Consider the following 18,257-nt stretch of genomic DNA (forward strand, 5'->3'; position numbering starts at 1 on the left):
CGCCCGCCGGGCGCGCGGGCGGATGCGGGCGGACGGCTTCACCCGGCGATGGCGCCGATGACCGCGGCGTTGATGAGGTCGATGAAGAAGGCCGACACCAGCGGCAGGATGATGAAGGCCCGGGGCGCGGGGCCGTGCAGCTTGGTCACGGCGGTCATGTTGGCGATGGCGGTGGGCGTCGCGCCGAGGCTGATGCCGGTGAAGCCGGCGGAGATCACCGCGGCGTCGTAGTTCCGGCCCATGGCGGGAAACACCACCAGCAGGATGTAGAGGACCGCCGCCAGGGTCTGCGCCGCCAGCACCAGCGCGAGCGCGAGGCCGAGCCCGCCGATCGCCCAGAGCTGCATGCTCATCAGCGACATGGCGAGGAAGACGTTGAGCGAGAGATCGGAGATCAGCGCCAGCGCCCGGGTGCGGGTCGGCCAGGCGAGGCGGGGAAACAGCCGCGGCACGGTGTTGGTGATGAGGATGGCGACCAGCAGGCAGACCACGAAGGTCGGCAGCTTGAGGCCGAGCGCCTGAACGCTTTCCTCGATGCCGAGGCCGATCAGGATCGCCGCGTTCAGCACCACCAGCGTGCGCAGCAGGCTGACATGGCTGATGTCGTCCTTCACGCCCTCCGCCGCCAGCGTCGCCTTGGAGGGGGTGGAGAGCCCGATCACCGGCGCCTCGGTCTCCGCCGGACCCGCCAGCGCGTTGCGGCGGATGAGAAAGCTCGCGATCGGGCCGCCGGCGAGGCTCGCCGCCACCAGGCCGAGGGTCGCCACCGCGATGCCGACTTCCAGCCCGTTGGTGACGCCGGTGCGGTCGGCGACCAGCGGCGCCCAGGCGATGGTGGTGCCGTGGCCGCCGATCAGCGCGGCCGAGCCGAGGAACACGGTGAGGCCCTGCGGCAGGCCGAGCAGCGCCACCCCGCCCGCGGCGATGGCGTTCTGGATCAGCAGGTAGGCCGCCGCCAGCACCAGCAGGATGGCGAGCGGCTTGCCGCCCGCGACGAGGTCGGACAGCTTGGCGTTGAGGCCGATGCCGGTGAAGAAATAGAGCAGCAGCATGTCCCGCGCCTCGAGCGCGAAGCGCACCTCGATGTCGAACGCCTCATAGGCGATCAGCGTGGCGGTGGCGGCGACCAGCCCGCCGGTGACCGCCTCCGGTATGTTGAAGCGGCGCAGCAGCGGGATCGCCCCGTTCAGCCCCGATCCGGTGAAGAACACCAGGATGGCGATGGTGAAGGTCGTCAGCCCCGACACCTCGACCGTGCTTATGTCCGTCATCTGGTATCCCTCTCTGCCCCGATGGTTCCCTAGCACAGGAGGCCGCGCCGTGCGCCCCGTGCGGGAGGCGAGAAAATTTCGCCCGGCGGTGTCGGGGCGCGGGCGGGTGCGGCGTCCTTGGTGCGAGACTTCACCGGGAGGGGCCCATGAGCATGCGTGCGACCATTCAGCCTTACCTCTATTTCGAAGGACGCTGCGAGGAGGCGATCGCGTTCTACGGCACCGCGCTCGGCGCGCGGGTCGAGGCGCTGATGCGCTTTTCCGATGCGCCGGCCGCCGCCTGCGGCGGTGAGGCGGGGGAAGCAGGGGCCAGCGACATGCCCCGCCCCGACCCCGCCGGGGTGATGCATGCCGAGCTGAGGATCGGGGAGGCGGTGCTGCTCTGTTCCGATGGCTTCGGCCGGGGCGAACCGCGCTTCGCCGGCTTCTCCCTCGCCCTGCTGCTGCCGGACGCCGCGGCGGTCGATGCCGCCTTCGCGGCGCTGGCGGAGGGCGGCGCCGGGGTGCTGCCGCCGCACGAGACCTTCTTCTCCCGCCGCTTCGCCATGGTGACGGACCGTTTCGGCGTGGGCTGGTCGCTCTGGACCGCCGCGGCCGCCGCGGTGGGGGAGGCGGCGTGATGGCGGCCGAACTCGTCCTGCTGATCGGCACCCGGAAGGGTGCCTTCATCGCCCGCACCGATGCGGCCCGGCGAAGCTGGTCGATCGAGGGGCCGTTCTGCGAGACGTGGCCGGTGAACCATGTCGTCGCCGACGCCGAGGGGGTGATCTATGCCGGCGGCGGCAATGAATGGTTCGGACCGGCCGTGTGGAAATCCCGCGATCTCGGCCGGAGCTGGACCCATTCCAGCGCCGGCCTCGCCTATGCCGCGGGGGAGGCGCCGGTGAAGGCGGTGTGGAGCCTCGCCGCCGGCGGGGGCGGGCTCTATGGCGGGGTCGAGCCGGCCGGCCTGTTCCACAGCGCCGATGGCGGCGAGAGCTGGCGCCAGGTCGAGGGGCTGCGGCGCCACCCCTCGCGGCCGGAATGGAATCCCGGCGGCGCCGGGCTCATCCTGCATTCGCTGGTGCTCGACCCGGAGGACCCGGCGGCGCTGTGGGTCGGCATCTCGGCGGCGGGCGTGTTCCACTCCGCCGATGGCGGGGAGAACTGGCAGGCCCGCAACCGCGGCACCCGCGCCGACTACAATCCCGACGACCAGCGCTATCCCGAATTCGGCCAGTGCGTGCACTGCGTGGTGATGGCGCCGGGGCGGGGCCCGGACGGGCGGCGCCGGCTCTACCAGCAGAACCACTGCGGCATGTACCGTTCCGACGATGGCGGCACCGGCTGGGCCAGCATCGAGGCGGGGCTGCCCTCCTCCTTCGGCTTTCCGGCGGCGGCGCACCCGCGCGATCCCGACACGCTGTTCCTGATCCCGCTCAACGGCGACACCGCCGGCCGCTACATGCCGGAGGCGAAGACGGCGGTGTGGCGCAGCCGCGACGGCGGGGCGAGCTGGCAGGCGCTGCGCGAGGGGCTGCCGCAGCAGGGCGCCTTCTTCAACGTGCTGCGGCAGGCCATGGCCACCGACACGCTGGAGCCGGCGGGGGTCTATTTCGGCACCAATTCCGGCGCGCTCTATGCCAGCCGCGACGAGGGCGAGAGCTGGCAGTGCCTCGCCAGCCACCTGCCGACCATCACCTCGGTCGAGACCGCGGTGATCGGGGGCTGAGGCCATGGGCGCGGGCGAGGGGCCGGTGGCGGAAAGCGGGCGGGAGGCATTATCCGCCGGGGTGGCCGCCGCGCCCGGCCCCGGCGGCAACCCGGGCGCCGGCGCTGGTGCGGCTGCCGGCGCCGCTGACGGCGCTGTTCCCCGGCGCGCCGCGCTGCCTCGAGCTGGAGGTGGCGACCGTCGCCGAGCTGATGGACCGGCTGGACGCGCGGTGGCCCGGCATGCGCGACCGGCTGTGCGACACCACCCCGGCCGTGCGCCGGCACATCAACGTCTTCGTCGCCGGCAGGCGGGCGCGGCTCGACACCGCTTTGCCGCCGGGGAGCGACGTCTTCATCATCACCGCGATCAGCGGGGGCTGAGCCGGCGCGGCAGGCGCCGCCGGGGGAGGGGGAACCATGTATTACGCGCTGCTGTGCTACCATTCCGAGGATGTTGTGTGTTCCTGGACCCAGGAGGAGGACGCCGCCGTGATGGCGCGCCTCGACGTGATCCAGCGCCGGCTGGTGAGGGAGGGCAAGCTCTCCTCCGCCGTGCGGCTGCTGCCCACCACCGCGGCCACCACGCTGCGCAAGGACCAGGACCCGCCGCTGGTGCTGGACGGGCCTTTCGCCGAGACCAAGGAGCAGCTTCTCGGCTTCTACATCCTCGACGTCGACGGCCTGAACGAGGCGCTCGACATCGCCCGCGAACTGGGCGGCGCCAATCCCGGCGGGGCCTATGAGATCCGCCCGGTGGGCTTCAGCTACGATGTCGGCGCGGGCGGGGGAGGGCCGGGATGAGCGAGGACCCGCGCTGGCTGGATGTCGCGCTGGCCTCGGCCCGGCCGCAGGCGATGGCGGCGCTGCTGCGCTATTTCCGCGACCTCGACCTCGCCGAGGAAGCCTTTCAGGAAGCCTGCCTGCGGGCACTGCGAAGCTGGCCGGCCAATGGCCCGCCGCGCGATGCCGCGGCATGGCTCGCCTTCGTCGGCCGCAACGTCGCCATCGACGCGGTCCGCCGGCGCGCCCGGCTGGCGCCGCTGCCGCCGGAGGAGGCGCTCTCCGACCTCGGCGATGCCGAGACCGACCTCGCCGAGCGGCTCGACGGCGCGGACTACCGCGACGACGTGCTGCGGCTGCTCTTCGTGTGCTGCCATCCCGAGCTGCCGGCGACCCAGCAGATCGCGCTGGCGCTGCGCATCGTCTCCGGCCTTTCGGTCCGCCAGATCGCGCGTGCCTTCCTGGTCGGCGAGGCGGCGATGGAGCAGCGCATCACCCGCGCCAAGGCGCGCATCGCGCAGGCCGGAGTGCCGTTCGAGACGCCCGGCCCGGCCGAGCGGGCCGAGCGCTTCGCGGCGGTCGCCGCGATGATCTACCTGCTGTTCAACGAGGGCTATTCCTCCGCCGGTCCGCCGCCTTCCGAGCGCGCCGGGCTCTGCGAGGAGGCGATCCGGCTGGCCCGGCTGCTGCTGCGGCTGTTTCCCGCCGAGCCGGAGATGATGGGGCTGGCGGCGCTGATGCTGCTGCAGCATTCCCGCGCCGCCGCCCGCTTCGACAATGAGGGGCAGCTCGTGCTGCTGGAGGCGCAGGACCGCCGCCGCTGGAACCGCGCCGCGATCGGCGAGGGGCTCGCCTTGCTCGACAAGGCGATGCGCCACGGCGCGCCCGGCCCCTACCAGCTTCAGGCCGCCATCGCCGCGCTGCATGCCCGTGCCGCCCGGCCGGAGGACACCGACTGGCGGCAGATCGAACGCATCTACGCCGCGCTGGAGCACATGCAGCCTTCGCCGGTGGTGACGCTCAACCGCGCGGTGGCGGTGGCGCGGGTCGAGGGGCCGCTGACCGCGCTGGCGCTCGTCGAGCCGCTCGGCGGTCGGCTCTCCGGCTATTTCCATTTCCACGGCCTGCGCGGGGCGCTGCTGACCCAGCTCGGACGCCGCCTCGAGGCCCGCGACGCGTTCACCCGCGCCATCGCGCTGGCCGGCACGGCGGCGGAGGCCGCCCATATCCGCCAGCATCTGGACGCGCTCGCCGCCGATGCCGACGCCGCCGGCGAGCGGGCGGGATAGGCGGCAGGACAGGGGCGCGATCCGGCCGGGCCGGCTCTCCGCCGCCCGGCGGCCGGGGCTGCGCAGGGAACCACGGCGGCGCTGCCGCATTCTCCCCCCGGACCCGCCGCGGCATCCCGTTCCTCCCATGCCGCCGCTTCCTCACGCTGGATGGGAGAGAGACATGCGCCAGCACCGCACCGAGAACGACACCACCTCGAACGCCAGCAAGGTGGCGATCGAGCTGCTCAACGCCAATCTGGCGGCCACCATCGATCTGGCGCTCGTCACCAAGCAGGCCCACTGGAACCTCAAGGGGCCGCAGTTCATCGCGGTCCACGAGATGCTGGACGGCTTCCGCTCCGGTCTCGACGAGCATGTCGACACCATGGCCGAGCGGGTGGCGCAGCTCGGCGGCACCGCGCTCGGCACGGTTCAGGTGGTGGCGGCGGCGAGCGAGCTGCCGCCTTACCCGCTCGACATCTACAGGGTGCACGACCACCTGAAGGCGCTGGCGGTGCGCTATGGCGCCGTCGCCAACCGGCTGCGCCGCTCCATCGGCGACGCCGACGAGGCCGGCGATCCCGACACCGCCGACATCTTCACCGCCGCCTCGCGCACGCTGGACAAGTCGCTCTGGTTCATCGAGGCCCATCTCCAGGAGCCGAACTGACGCCGACCGCCGCGTCCCGACGCGAGCGGGACGCGGCGGTCCCGTGCGCGGCGGCCAGCGCGCCGGAGCGCGAAAATCTTTCGTCCGGGTGTGATCCGAAGGCCGTGTGATAACGTTTGAAAAGTAACCGGAAATTTGTGCCCCTCTGCAAGATGGCTTGCAATTTGCTCCCCGCCTTGGCTTGATGCAGTTCATAGGCGATGCAACTTGCAGAATCGCAGTCTCGGCAGAACAAAGAGGACGGTCGGCACTCCTCTCGCTCAGCGCGAGAAACTTAGCCAATCCGAACATTTGGGGACGAAGGACTATCGCGCATGGCACGCAAACTCGCCGAACAGGACGCCGGAGCGCCGCATCCGGGCGAGAGCGACTGGTCGTCGGCGGCGGCCTTTCCCGCACGTGCAATGGAAGGTGAGGGCGAACTTTCCGGCGTCACCCATCTCGAGGTGGCCCGGGTGATCGAGCGGGCGCACCGCCGCTTCCTCGACCTGCTCCGCATGGACCTCATCCGCCTCGGGATGGACGACATCAGTCCCTCGCAGGTGATGCTGCTGTTCACCATCGGCAATGACGAGCTCTCGGTGCGCGACCTGCTGGAGCGCGGCCACTATCTCGGCTCCAACGCCTCCTACAACCTGAAGCAGCTTGTCGACGGCGGCTATGTCGACCGTTCCGCCTCGCCGCGCGACCGGCGTTCGGCACGGCTGCGGCTGACCGCCAAGGCGGTGAGCCTGTGCGAGGCGATCCGCAACGTGCACGACAATTTCCACCGGCAGACCGTTCGCGACGAAAGCGAGCTGCGCGACCTCACCACGGCCTTCAACGTGCTGCGGCGGCTGGAACTGTTCTGGACCTCCTCCCTGCGCTATGGCGGCGACGGCGCCTGACCTTCTCGGGCGACCGGCGAGGCAGGTCATCACCGCTGACGCCGTCCGGGGAGCGCGCCGTGAGGGGTTTGGGTTCGCGGAGTATCGGTTTCGCGGTCCGGGAGCCGGCGTTCAGTAGCCGCCGGCCTTTCCCAGCGCGGTGATCAGCTCCCGCACGTCCTTGCCGCGATTGCGCCAGAAGGCGGGCGAGGTGCAGCTCGCCAGCGCTCGACCCCACCCATAGACCGACAGCCGGCCGACCACGTCGCGGGCGATGAGCAGGCGGCGCACGCCCTTGTGACCACGGGCGGCCGCGAGGCACACCGCGATCCGCGCCCGGCCTTCGAGGCGCTGCCACGCACCGGTGGCGGCCAGAACCTCCGCCCGGCCCGGCGCGACCGGCCACAGATCGAGCATGGTGCGGAAGTGCCGGCCGATCCGGCCCCTGCCATGGCGTTCCAGCCGGCGGATCACCCACTCCAGCTCCCCCGGGGCCAGCCGCTCCAGCAGGAGCCGGCCCTCGAGCAGGGTGCGCAGGCGCAGCGTGCAGCGCCGGAAGCCCCGGTTGGCGAGCTGGTCGTGGATGACGAGGTGAAGGAACTGGTGCCGCAGCGCCGGGATCGCCACCTCTGCCCGGCCCAGCCGCGCGGGCGTGGCCGCGGCCATGAGTTCGTCCGCCGGCAGGATGGCGGCGAACGGCCGGTGGACGGCGTGGCGGTGCAGCTCGATTCGCGTGCCGTCCGCCGGCCGGCGCATGGGCGGCAGCTGGTGGCGCCCGGCCTGGTCGCCGGCATAGTCTTCCGCCACCCAGTCGAAGCCGAGCGCCTCCAGAACCCCGGCGGCGGCCATGGCCTGTTCCGGGGGCACCAGCAGATCGAGGTCGGACAGCACCCGCAGGCCGGCATCGGGGTAAAGGCCGTCGATCAGCCGGTTGGCGCCCTTCAGCAGCACCGGCACCACGCCGGCGGCGTTGAGCGCGGCGGCGACCTCTTCCAGCGCCTGCGTCATCCGGGCGTTGCGCGCCACATTCGCCCGGTTGAACAGCGCCAGCACGTCGGCCACCTCCGCCGGCAGCCGGGCGGTGAGCCCGGCCCGGCCGAGGATGGGGCCGAGGGCGACGAGGACGAAATGGCGGTCCGCCTCGGCGATCACCGGCGCCCAGTCACCGACGCTGCCGAGTTCCGCGGCGAGGCCGTCACGGCCGGTGGAGCCGGGCAGCAGCCCGAGCACATCGACCAGCAGGTCGAAGCTCGGTCGGGTCACGGCAGCAGGCCGGCGGGAAGCCGCCGCTCCGTCAGCGCCCGCGCCGCCGCGCGCACATCGCCATAGACGAGGCGGCAGGCCGGCACACGCTCCAGCAGCGCGAGCAGGGAGCGCAGCTCCGCCTCGCCTTCCGGCGGCCATGTGCCCCCGGCGATGATGGCGCGCAACAGATCGCGCGGCGGCACCGGTTCCGCCCGCAGGGCGCTGCCGGCCTCATAGCGCGGCAGCACGATGGCGGCGACGGGATGGCCGGCCGCGGCGGCCAGAGCGCCCGCCGGCCGGAAATAGCGCACCGTCGTCGCGCCGATGACCGAAGGCGGGGTTTCGGCGAAGCCGGGATGCAGCTCGGTGAAGACCGGCCAGCTCCCCGGCTTCACGCTCATCGCCATGGGGAACGGCCAGACTTCACCGGTGTCGGCGTCCACCGGGGCGAGATCGTCGGAGAGCAGGGTGCCGCCATGGGCCAGAAGGGCGCCGGCCAGCGTGGTCTTGCCGCTGCCCGAGGCCGCCGGCAGCAGCACCGCGCCGCCGCCCGGCAATGCCACCGCGGCGGCATGGAACAGCGCCAACCAGCGGCGACCGGCATGGATGCGCGCGGCAAGCTGGCGGATGGCGAGCCAGCGGCCCATGGGCGCCGAGCCGGGGCGGTGGGCGATGACGCCGTCCACCGTGACCAGCGCCTGGCCTTCGGGTGTCACAAAGAGATCGACGCGCGGCCCCGCCGGCACGTCGCCGGCCGGGGCATCCGCCAGCATCGGGGCAAGGGCGCCGGAAAAGGTGCGGGCAAGCGGATCGGGCCAGCAGCGCACGCGGGCGCTGCCCGGGCCGAGGCGGATGGTGCCGTGAAAGGCGGGGGGATGGTCCGGCGGCTCGGCCCGCTCCGGCGGGACGACCGGGGGAAGGTTCTCCTCGCGCAGGGCGTCGGCGGCGCGGGCGCCGTCGTCCTCCGTGTCGAAGAGCCAGAGGCGGCCGGAGGCTATATGCTGAACGACGCTGCCACCCGCGAAGGGCAGCAGCACGATGTCGGCACGGCTGGTGGCGCGGGACGGCGACGCGATCGTCATGACACGATAAGCTGAAGGCGGCCGGTCGGTTTCCCGCGCCCGGCCGCCGTCGGCGTCACTCGAAGCTGCCGTCGCCCGCGGCCTCGGCCACCTTGGCGTCGAACAGCAGGGCGGCGATCGGAGCGGCGGCCAGCAGCTTGCCCATGCCCTTCATCGCGTCGCGGCGGCCGGCGTCGTGGCTGGCGGCCTCGGTGGTGGTTTCGGTGGAGCGGTTGTCGTGGTCGGCCATACGGGTGTTCCTTCTGTGGGGGCAGGCGTCTTATCGGGGCAAACGTCGGCGCGGGCGCACCCGCTGGTTCAGGCATGAAACCGTCGTGTCGCTGCAGGCAGAGCGAGGACCGAGAACGTCCAGTCTGGCATCGCCCGGGTGGTGATGCCGGTCGTATCTGTTCGCCTCATTCCTGTGCGTGGCCAAGGCCATGCGACCCTCGGGGAGGGATACTCGATCCTTAGGTCAGGATTTTACCTCTGGCCTCGGGCGACGCAAGCCGGAGGCAACCGCCTTCGGCCTGCTTTGCGCGCTGTTTGACGGCAAATATGAACAAAGTTCCGGGGTGTTGCGCATCGGCAGCACACCCTCCTGCCTCACGCCCCGAAGACGAAGTCCGAGGCGTCGAGGGTGAGGGCGGTGTTGGCCCTGTTCTGCACCGTCACGCTGTTGCCGCTGCCGAAGTCGATCGTCACCGTCGACGTGCCGTTGCCGGTGACGTTGAGCTCGCCGAAGGAGGAATAGCCATAGGCGGAGACGTCGATCAGGTCGTCGCCGGTGCCGGAGCCGGCGACCTGGCCGAAGTCATAGATGGTGTCGGCGCCGCTGCCGGGCTGGAACACGAAGGTGTCGTTACCGCCGATCACCGTGGTGTCGGCATCGATGGTGCCGGAGACATCGCCATAGAGCTTGTCATCGCCGGTGCCGCCGTCGAGCCGGTCGTTGCCGCAGGTCAGGGAAGCATTCAAGAATACGGTGCCGCCGTCACCGACCAGAGTGTCGGCGCCGGCGCCGCCATAGAGCGTGTCGCCGCCGCCGACGGAGACGCAGGTGGAGCCATTGCCGAACTGCACGCCGTCGCCATAGATCGTGTCGTCGCCGTCCTCTCCATAGAGCGTATCGGCCCCGCCTTTCGCGGTCGAGCCGCTGCGCACGGCGAAGTAATAGCCGTCGCCATACAGGGTGTCGATGCCGCCACCGGCATACACCGTGTCGTTGCCGCCCGTAGCGGTCGCATTCAGACCATAGCCGAGTTGGCTCCCATCGCCGACAAATAGGTTGTTACCATCATTGCCATAGAGCGTGTCATTGCCGCCGGTGGCTGTACTGGATACGCCATAGCCGAGAGAGCCGGCGTCGCCGTAAAGCACGTCGGATTCTGTGCCGGTGCCGGCATAGAGCGTGTCGTTGCCGCCGACAGTCGTGGTGGATTCGCCATTGCCGAGCACATTGGCGTCGCCATAGAGCGTGTCCTTGCCCGCCCCGCCCCGTAGAATGTCGTCGCCCCCGAACGCGCTGGAGCCGTTGTCAGTGGCCATTGATCGGCCATCGCCGTAGATCGCGTCGTTGCTGGCGCTGCCGGTGATGGTGTCGTTGCCGCCCCTGGCCCAGGCCATGAAATAACCATCGCCATACGCGGTCGTAGCTACTGTTGCGGCTGAGAGGTCGATGATGTCGTTGCCGCCCTGGACCAGGTCGCTGGCCGAGGTGCCCACGACGGTGTTGGTGTCGCCATACACGGTCTTGAGATGCGATCCAGCGGTCCAGATCACGTCATTGCCGAGCCCGCCAGAGAGCGTGGCGTCGGTGGCGTATTCGTTGCCGGCATTGGCAGGGCGGACGGTGAAGTCCATGATGTCGTCGCCGGCCCCGGCGTCGAAGCTGGTGAAGCCGGAGAAGCGCAGCGCGTTGGTGCCGGAGAGGGTGAGGTCGTAGATGAAGGCCTCGTTGGCGTTGCTGCCGGTCAGCGTCTTGTCCGAAGAGGTCGCGGTGTAGATGACCGAGCTGCCGTAGAAGCCGTAGGTCGACAGCGTCTCGTTGGTGGTGGTGTTGGTGGTGATGCTCGTACGGCTGAATTTGCCGGAACGCGTGAACTGCATGGTTCGCCCCTCACTGGCCATTCGCTTCGAAGTCCAGCGATCGGGGCATTGTTGCTCCGGGCGTGACGGGGTCAAGCCCGGGCGCGAAGATTGCCGGCTTTTAGGTTCCAAACACCAGAAAAAGACCAGGCCTTTGACCGCCGCGTCACTACCGCTTGGGAAAGGCGGGGCGGTGGCCGCCCCGCCACAACCGACGCATTGTCACGTCGCGAAGATGAAATCCGAGGCGGTGAGGGTGAGGGACGTGTTGTTCCAGTTCTTCACCGCGACGGTGTTGCCGTCGCCGAAGTTGACCGTCACCGTGGCGGTGTTGTTGTTGGTGATGGTGAGGCTGGAGAACGAGGTGTAGCCATAGGCGGAGACGTCGATCCGGTCGACGCCCCGTGAGCCGCCACTGCTGAAATCATAGATGGTGTCGGCGCCGCTGCCGGGCTCGAACACGAAGGTGTCGTTGCCGCCGATGAGGGCTCCGTTGGCCTTGGTGGAAATGTCGCCATAGAGCTTGTCGTTGCCGGCGCCACCGTCGAGGATGTCGTTGCCGCAGGTGACGGTGGAGGACGCGGTCGTCGTGTCGGCGTCGCCCACCAGCGTGTCGATGCCGATGCCGCCATACAGCTTGTCGTTGCCGCAGACGATGGTCGAGGCGTTCGTCGTGGAGCTGCCGAGGGTCAGGCCGTCGCCATAGAGGCCGTCACTGCCGCCCTGGCCGTAGATGGTGTCATTGCCGCAGGTGACGCTTGAGTTCGCCCCGGTGCCCATGAACCGTGCGTCGCCGACCAGGTAGGTATCGCTGCCATTGCTGCCATAGATGGTGTCGTCGCCGCCCCAGGCCTTGGCGTTCGAGATCGTGGCCATCTGGTAGGCGTCGCCCTGGATGGAGTCGGCATCGGTGCCGGGCGTGCTCGCCGTTCCGCCGTAGAGAATGTCGTTACCGCCATAGGCGCTGGAACCGGCTCCGGCCGCCATCGTGTAGGCGTCGCCATAGATGGTGTCGCGGCCCGCGCCGCCATAGATGGTGTCGTTGCCACCCCAGGCGGTCGAGCTGGCGCTGAGGCCAAGCCGGTAGGCATCTCCATAGATGACGTCATTGGCGTTGCTGCCGGTGACGGTGTCGGCTCCGCCCTTCGCCCAGGAGAGATCGGAGCCGTCGGCATAGACCGTGGTGCCGACGGTGGCGGCGGCGACGTTGATGGTGTCGGCCCCGCCGATGGTTTCGTTGCCGGAGGTCCCGGTCATGGTCGCGCTGTCGCCATACACCGTGCCGAGATTGCTGCCGGCGGTCCAGATCACGTCATCGCCGAGCCCGCCAGAGAGCGTGGCCGCCGTTGCATAGGGGCTGCTGGCATTCGCGGCGCGGACGGTGAAGTCCATGATGTCGTCGCCGGCACCGGCATCGAAAGCGGTGAAGCCAGAGAAGCGCAGCGCGTTGGTGCCGTTCAGCGTGAGGTCGTAGATGAAGGCTTCGTTCTCGTCGCTGCCGGTCAGCGTCGTGTCGCCACCGGAGGCGGTATAGATCAGCGAGCTTCCGTAGAAGCCGTAAGTCGACAGGGTTTCGTTGGTGGTGGTGTTGGTGGTGCTGCTGGTCCGGTTGAACTTGCCGCTGCGCGTGAACTGTACCATTGCCATGCCGCCATTTCTGCAACATCAACGGAATTGCCGTCGATTTGGAGGCACTCTTGCAGCAGTGCTTTGCCGGCGGCAAGCGGCATCAGCCGGCTGGGCCTGTCGAAGATTGGTGGGATTTTCGGCCCGACCCGCATCCCGTTCGCAGCGACAGGTCGTGCCGGTATCCCAATGCGTGCGGATATGCTCAGCCTCATGGCACACGGCCGTCGGCCCTTCCGAGAGCCGTCTGGATCGGCTGGAGGCGAGAGCGGCGCGGCTCTCGCCTCACACCACCCGCCCGCTCAGGTCGAGGCGAACTTGAAATCGGAGGCGGACAGGGTGAAGCCGTTCATGAAGCCGTAGACGGTAATGGAATTGCCGTCGCCGAGATCGACCTGCCAGCCGCCGTAGGGGTCCTGGCTGATCGAGAGCTGGTCGAAATCGGTATAGCCGTAGCCCGAGATGTCGATCACATCCTTGCCGTACCTGGTGTCGGTGCCGTTTCCGAACCCCATGATCGTGTCATTCCCGCTGCCCGGGTCGAAAATGAAGGTGTCGTTTCCGCCGACCGCGTTGCCGTTGAGGGCGTCGAAATCGCCGTAGAGCTGGTCGTCGCCGGCGCCGCCGATCAGTATGTCGTCGCCACTGTACTGGGTGCCGTTCGCCGCCACGGTGGCGGTGTCCCCGTACAGTCTGTCGTTGCCGTCTCCGCCGACCAGCGTGTCGTTGCCGCAATATACCGTATAGCTCGCGCCAGCGTGCGGGCCCGACGAGCTGCCGGCGTAGAAGCCCTCCCCGTAGAGCGAGTCATCCCCGGAGCCGCCGGTAAGCTGGTCGTCGCCACCCGTCGCTGTCGCCCCCGAACCCAAGGCCAGCCTGTCCGCGTCGCCCACGACGTAGTAGTTCTCGCTCCCGCCGCTGCCGTCGAAAATGTCATTGCCGCCCGTGGCGCTGGCATTGGCATCGTTGGCGAGGCGGAAGGCATCTCCGCAGACGTAGTCGCTCTTCGCGCTGCCGACGATGGTGTCGTTGCCGCCTTTGGCACAGTTCAGATCGTAACCGTCGCCATAAGCCTTGGTGGAATCGGAGGCAGCGGAAAGGTCGATCCTGTCGTCGCCGCCCTGCACCTGGCTGCTCGATGTGCCGGTCATGGTGGCTTCGTCGCCATAGATGTTGTTGAGGTGCGCGCCGGCCGACCAGATCACATCATTGCCAAGCCCGCCGGACACGTCGGCATCGGTGCCGTATTCATGGCCGGCATTGGCCGCACGCACGGTGAAGTCCATGATGTCGTCGCCGGCACCGGCATCGAAGGCGGTGAAGCCGGAAAAGCGCAGCGCGTTGGTGCCCGACAGCGTGAGGTCGTAGATGAAGGCTTCGTTGTAGGCGCTGCCGGTCAGGGTCGTGTCGCCGCCCTGGGCCGTGTAGATGCCCGAGCTGCCGTAGAAGCCGTAGGTCGACAGCACCTCACCGGTCGTGGTGTTGGTGGTCGTGCTGTTTCTGCTGAATTTGCCGCTGCGCGTGAACTGCACCATCTTCGTTATCCCTTTGGAGCACGTATCCAAATCGTCCGCGACTTGCCTAAACAAGTTCCCCAAGCAGCGGGGTACCGCAAGTCCGGAGCGCCCGTTCGGGGTGGCGAAGTTTGGTGCCATCGGCCGCGGACCGTGCTCCCCCGCCGATTGGGGCCGGATCCTGTGTCCGGGATGCCCGTGAACGCGCCGCGCGGCCTGGCGGCCTCGATGCCATGGGCCGGCTGCCCCGCCCGCCATGAGGCGGGCGTGGTGCAGGGCGGGCGTCGAAGGCGGTAGAGAGAAGCGCGGGCGGGGTGGAGGAGCGGTGAGCCCGTGGCCTCACCGCTCCCGCAACGCCCGCGAGCCGACCTCGACCATCGGTGACATCAGATATTCGAGGATGCGGCGCCGGCCGGTCTCGATCTCGGCCTGTGCGGTCATGCCGGCGGAGAGCGGCACCTCCTCGCCGTCGATCACCATGGACTGGCGGGCAAGCTCCACCGTGACGGGATAGACGAGGTTCTGCACCGGCTCGGCCTTGCCGCTGGAGGCGGAGGCGCCGCTGGCCGGCGAGGAAATCTGCTGGCGCACGTCGTTCTCCGAGATGGCGTCGCGGGCGATCCGCGTGACCTTGCCCTCGATGCCGCCGTAGCGGGTGTAGGGGAAGCTGTCGATCTTCACGGTGACCGGCTGTCCCACACGGACGAAGCCGATGTCGCTGTTGGGCATGTACACTTCCAGCTCGAAGCGGGAGCCCGCCGGCACGATGCGCATCAGGTCCTCGCCGGCGGCCAGCACCTGCCCCACGCCGTGCACGGAAAGCGAGGTCACGGTGCCGTCGATCGGCGCGGTGAGGGTCGTGCGCTCAAGCTGGGTGCGCGCCTTGTTCAGCCGCTCGCGGTAGTCGTCGATCTGCCGCTCGGCGTCGGCCAGCTTCTGGCCGTAATCGGCGACGAAGCGGTCCAGCGTGCTCTTGCGCTCGGTGGCGGCCACCTGAAGCTCGGCCCGGGCCTGGGTCTGCTCGCCCACCAGCCGGGCCAGCGTCACCCGCTGCACCTGCCGGGTTTCCTGGGCGTCGATGAGCTGGGCCTTGGAGCCCACCGCCATCTCGACCAGCTTCTGCCGCATCACCACGCGCTGATCCTGGGTGGAGAGCAGGTCCTGCTGCGCCACGATCATCGCTTCGAGCCGCATCACGTCGGCCTGCTTCTGGATGCGGGAGGCGTCCAGCCCGGCGAGGTCCGCCGACAGCGAGGCGAGGTCGGCCTGCATCACCAGGCCCTCGCGCTCGCGGATGGGCGCCGGCACCTCGGCCGCCCAGTCGACCGTGGGCACGTCGAGCCGGTCGGCCCGGAGCTGGGCCAGCACGGCGCGGCGGCGCTGCGCCTCCGCCACCAGCGAGCCGAGCGTCGCCGACAGCGAGCTCACATCGGCCTGCGCGTCGCGCGGGTCGAGCCGGATCAGCGCATCGCCGGCCTTCACCTCGTCGCCATTGGCGACCAGCACGGCATCGACCCGGCCCGCCTCCACCGGCTGCACCACCTTGACCCGCGCGGTGGGCTGGATGCGGCCGGTGCCGGTCGCCACGATCTCGATCTTGCCGAACCAGCCCCACATGAGCGAGGCGACCACGAGGACGCAGATCGTCACCAGCAGCTGGATGCGGATGGGCGAGGGCGGTGTTTCCAGCAGCTCCAGCGCGGCGGGCAGGAAGGCGCGGTCGGCCGCGCTCGGCGTCGGCGTGCGCCGCCGTGCCGTGCGGGAGGGCCCGCCGGGGCGTCCGCCCCCGGCGGTGTCGCCACCGGGACTGGCGCCGCCTTCGATCGGGGTCGGGGCGGCCTCGGCGCGGACCGGGGCGGAGGGCGCCGTCGGCGCATTGGCGACCGGATCGGACGGGCTGGGCTGGGGGAGGTGGGTGAGCTGGTTCATGCCGACGCCCTGTCCGTCTGCAGCGCCCAGAGATGGGCGTAGAGCCCGCCGGGTCGGGCGAGCAGTTCCTCGTGGGTGCCGGCTTCGACGATACGGCCGTCCCGCATGCCGATGATGCGCGAGCAGTGCCGCACCGCGGCCAGCCGGTGCGCGATGATGATGACGGTGCGGCCGCGCACGATCTCCCGCATGTTGGCCTGCACGATGCGCTCGCTCTCATAGTCGAGCGCGCTGGTCGCCTCGTCGAGGATGAGCAGCGGCGGGCTTGTCGCCAAAGCGCGCGCTATGGCGATGCGCTGGCGCTGCCCGCCGGAGAGATTGGCGCCGCGCTCCTCGATCATGGTGTCGTAGCCCTCCGGCATGGAGGAGATGAACTCGTCGGCGCCCGCCAGCCGGGCCGCCGCCATCACCTGCAGGCGTGTCATGGCGGGGTTGGCGAGCGCGATGTTCTCGTGGATCGAGCGGTTGAAGAGCAGGTTTTCCTGCAGCACCACGCCGATATGCCGCCGCAGCCAGCCGGGATCGACATTGGCGAGGTCGTTGCCGTCCAGCAGCACCTGCCCTTCGCTGGCGAGGTGGAAGCGCTGGATCAGCTTGGTGAGGGTCGACTTGCCCGACCCCGAGGGGCCGACGATGCCGATCACCTCGCCGGGCCGCACCCGCAGGCTTACCTGCTTCAGCACGTCCGGCTTGCCGGGCTGGTAGCGGAAGGTGACGTTGCGCAGCTCGATATGGCCGCGCGGCGGCGGCAGCTGCTGGCGCAGCCGGGGCGAGCGCTCGGCCGGCGCCTTGAGGATGTCGCCGAGCCGCTCGATCGACACCTGCACCTGCTGGAGGTCCTGGAAGATCTGCGACAGCCGCAGGATCGGCTGCGCCACCTGGCCGGCGATCATGTTGAAGGCGACGAGCTGGCCGACCGACATCTCCCCGTTCATCACCGCGCGGGCGCCGATGAACAGGATCGCCGCGGTGCAGAGCTTGGAGACGTACTGCACGATGTTCTGGCCCAGCGTGCCGAGCATGGTGGCGTCGAAGGAGGTGCGGACATAGGCCGCCAGCCGCTCCTCCCACTCCCGCAGCGCGATGTGCTCGACGGCCGCGGCCTTCAGGGTCTGGATGCCGATGACGGTTTCCACCAGGAACTGCTGCGACTGGGCGCCCTTCTCGAAGCGCTCCTCCACCCGCTCGCGCAGCAGGGGGCGGATCAGCATGCTGATGGTGAGATAGATCGGGATGGTGGCCGCCACGATCAGCGCCAGCGGCACGCTGTAGGCGAACAGCACGGCGAAGAAGATGAAGACGAAGAGGAAGTCGATCAGCGAGAACAGGGCCGAACCGGTGAGGAAGGTGCGGATCGTCTCCAGCTCGCGCACGCGGGCGACGGTCTGTCCCGCCGGCCGGGTCTCGAAATAGCTGATGGGCAGGCGCAGCAACTGGGTGAACAGCCGCTGCCCCAGCTCCACGTCGAGCCGGCTGGTGGTGTGGTTGAGGGCATAGCTGCGCAGATACTGCAGCGCCACGTCGAACGCGCCGATCGCGACGAGCCCGATCACCAGCACATAGAGGGTCGACAGGCCGTTATGCGCCAGCACCTTGTCGACCACGACCTGGAAGAACAGCGGCGTGATGAGCGCGAATATCTGCACGAACAGCGACGCGATCATCACATGGGCGAACGGCTTGCGGTAGCGCCAGATCGAGGGGAGGAACCAGCGCAGCCCCAGCACCGCCGGCTCCATGCCGGCGCCGAGAAACCGGCGGGTGACCCGCACCACCAGCGGTTCCAGCGCGGGGAAGAGGTCCTCGGCCGCCACCGCGCTTTCGATCCGGCTGATGGGGTCCACCGTGCGGCACAGGCCCGAGGGCAGCACGCCGCCGAAGACGATGTAGTGGCCGTCGCGCCGGCGCAGCAGGGAAGGGGCCGGCAGGGTCCGCAGCGCCGCGTCGCTGGCGAGCTCGCCGACCGCGGCCCTGAGGCCGATCCGGCGGGCGGCGCGCACCACATCGCCGGGGCTGGCGGTCGTGCCCTCCGGCAGCGCGATGTCCCGTCTCAGCGTGCCGGCGTCGGCGGGGATGCGGAAAAAGGCAGCGATGCCGCAAAGTCCGGCAATCCCGCTATCGACGAGCGGGGCATCGGCCGGCAACGCGCCGTTCAACATGCACGTCCACTTTCTGGCTGATTGTTAATGTATACTCGGCCTACATCAAAACCCGGAAATTTCGCGGGTCGATGATATGGAAGTC

Annotated in this window: 16 protein-coding genes; 7 read left to right on the forward strand and 9 right to left on the reverse strand. The window is 69.6% G+C overall.

The features are described from left to right. Positions 1-38: 38 nt before the first annotated feature. Positions 39-1,262 carry a sodium/glutamate symporter gene (gltS, locus tag KHC27_RS07020; RefSeq protein WP_213336857.1) on the reverse strand — a complete coding sequence of 408 codons (1,224 nt, stop codon included), beginning with the start codon at positions 1,260-1,262 and terminating at the stop codon, positions 39-41. 155 nt (positions 1,263-1,417) lie between these two features. Between gltS and KHC27_RS07025 the strand changes: the two genes are divergently transcribed. The 7 genes from KHC27_RS07025 to KHC27_RS07055 all read left to right on the forward strand — a co-directional run bounded on the left by KHC27_RS07025 (position 1,418) and on the right by KHC27_RS07055 (position 6,571). After that, positions 1,418-1,891: a VOC family protein gene (locus tag KHC27_RS07025; RefSeq protein ID WP_246519715.1), complete on the forward strand. Its 474-nt coding sequence runs from the start codon at positions 1,418-1,420 to the stop codon at positions 1,889-1,891. Beyond that, entirely contained in the window at positions 1,891-2,982 is a 1,092-nt protein-coding gene (locus KHC27_RS07030; RefSeq protein WP_213336796.1) for a WD40/YVTN/BNR-like repeat-containing protein, read from the forward strand. The genes KHC27_RS07025 and KHC27_RS07030 overlap by 1 nt, the downstream gene beginning before the upstream one ends. A 107-nt stretch (positions 2,983-3,089) precedes the next feature. Beyond that, positions 3,090-3,344, forward strand: coding sequence for a MoaD/ThiS family protein (locus tag KHC27_RS07035; RefSeq protein WP_343210853.1), 255 nt, complete (start codon positions 3,090-3,092; stop codon positions 3,342-3,344). Between the two features lie 36 nt (positions 3,345-3,380). Continuing rightward, positions 3,381-3,764 (forward strand): YciI family protein, encoded by a 384-nt coding sequence (locus KHC27_RS07040; protein ID WP_213336798.1) that lies wholly within the window; start codon positions 3,381-3,383, stop codon positions 3,762-3,764. Continuing rightward, entirely contained in the window at positions 3,761-5,032 is a 1,272-nt protein-coding gene (locus tag KHC27_RS07045; RefSeq protein WP_213336801.1) for an RNA polymerase sigma factor, read from the forward strand. Before KHC27_RS07040 ends, KHC27_RS07045 begins: the two co-directional genes overlap by 4 nt. A gap of 163 nt (positions 5,033-5,195) precedes the next feature. Beyond that, entirely contained in the window at positions 5,196-5,684 is a 489-nt protein-coding gene (gene dps / locus KHC27_RS07050; protein ID WP_213336804.1) for a DNA starvation/stationary phase protection protein Dps, read from the forward strand. 314 nt (positions 5,685-5,998) lie between these two features. Further along, complete coding sequence (locus KHC27_RS07055) at positions 5,999-6,571, forward strand: MarR family winged helix-turn-helix transcriptional regulator (RefSeq protein ID WP_246519716.1); 573 nt, start codon at positions 5,999-6,001, stop codon at positions 6,569-6,571. Between the two features lie 111 nt (positions 6,572-6,682). Here the strand turns inward: KHC27_RS07055 and KHC27_RS07060 are convergent, their stop codons facing one another. From KHC27_RS07060 to KHC27_RS07095, 8 genes are all read right to left on the reverse strand, one after another. Next, positions 6,683-7,813, reverse strand: coding sequence for a nucleotidyltransferase family protein (locus tag KHC27_RS07060; RefSeq protein ID WP_213336806.1), 1,131 nt, complete (start codon positions 7,811-7,813; stop codon positions 6,683-6,685). Further along, a complete protein-coding gene (locus KHC27_RS07065; protein WP_213336809.1) occupies positions 7,810-8,877 on the reverse strand; it encodes a phosphoenolpyruvate carboxykinase (ATP) in 1,068 nt (355 codons plus the stop codon). Before KHC27_RS07065 ends, KHC27_RS07060 begins: the two co-directional genes overlap by 4 nt. A 55-nt stretch (positions 8,878-8,932) precedes the next feature. After that, entirely contained in the window at positions 8,933-9,106 is a 174-nt protein-coding gene (locus tag KHC27_RS07070; protein ID WP_213336811.1) for a hypothetical protein, read from the reverse strand. 356 nt (positions 9,107-9,462) lie between these two features. Then, on the reverse strand, positions 9,463-10,965 hold the full coding sequence (locus tag KHC27_RS07075; protein ID WP_213336813.1) for a calcium-binding protein: 1,503 nt from the start codon (positions 10,963-10,965) through the stop codon (positions 9,463-9,465). Positions 10,966-11,166: 201 nt separating this feature from the next. Further along, positions 11,167-12,591, reverse strand: a complete 1,425-nt coding sequence (locus KHC27_RS07080; RefSeq protein WP_213336815.1) for a calcium-binding protein — start codon at positions 12,589-12,591, stop codon at positions 11,167-11,169. Between the two features lie 281 nt (positions 12,592-12,872). Further along, the gene (locus KHC27_RS07085; RefSeq protein WP_213336817.1) at positions 12,873-14,105 is read right to left on the reverse strand and encodes a calcium-binding protein; all 1,233 of its coding nucleotides are present in this window, start codon (positions 14,103-14,105) and stop codon (positions 12,873-12,875) included. A gap of 318 nt (positions 14,106-14,423) precedes the next feature. Next, positions 14,424-16,013 (reverse strand): HlyD family type I secretion periplasmic adaptor subunit, encoded by a 1,590-nt coding sequence (locus tag KHC27_RS07090; protein WP_213336819.1) that lies wholly within the window; start codon positions 16,011-16,013, stop codon positions 14,424-14,426. Next, positions 16,010-18,172 (reverse strand): peptidase domain-containing ABC transporter, encoded by a 2,163-nt coding sequence (locus tag KHC27_RS07095; RefSeq protein WP_213336822.1) that lies wholly within the window; start codon positions 18,170-18,172, stop codon positions 16,010-16,012. Before KHC27_RS07095 ends, KHC27_RS07090 begins: the two co-directional genes overlap by 4 nt. Positions 18,173-18,257: the final 85 nt, after the last annotated feature.

The organism is Ancylobacter lacus (genome assembly GCF_018390635.1).
Taxonomy (GTDB): Bacteria; Pseudomonadota; Alphaproteobacteria; order Rhizobiales; family Xanthobacteraceae; genus Ancylobacter; species Ancylobacter lacus.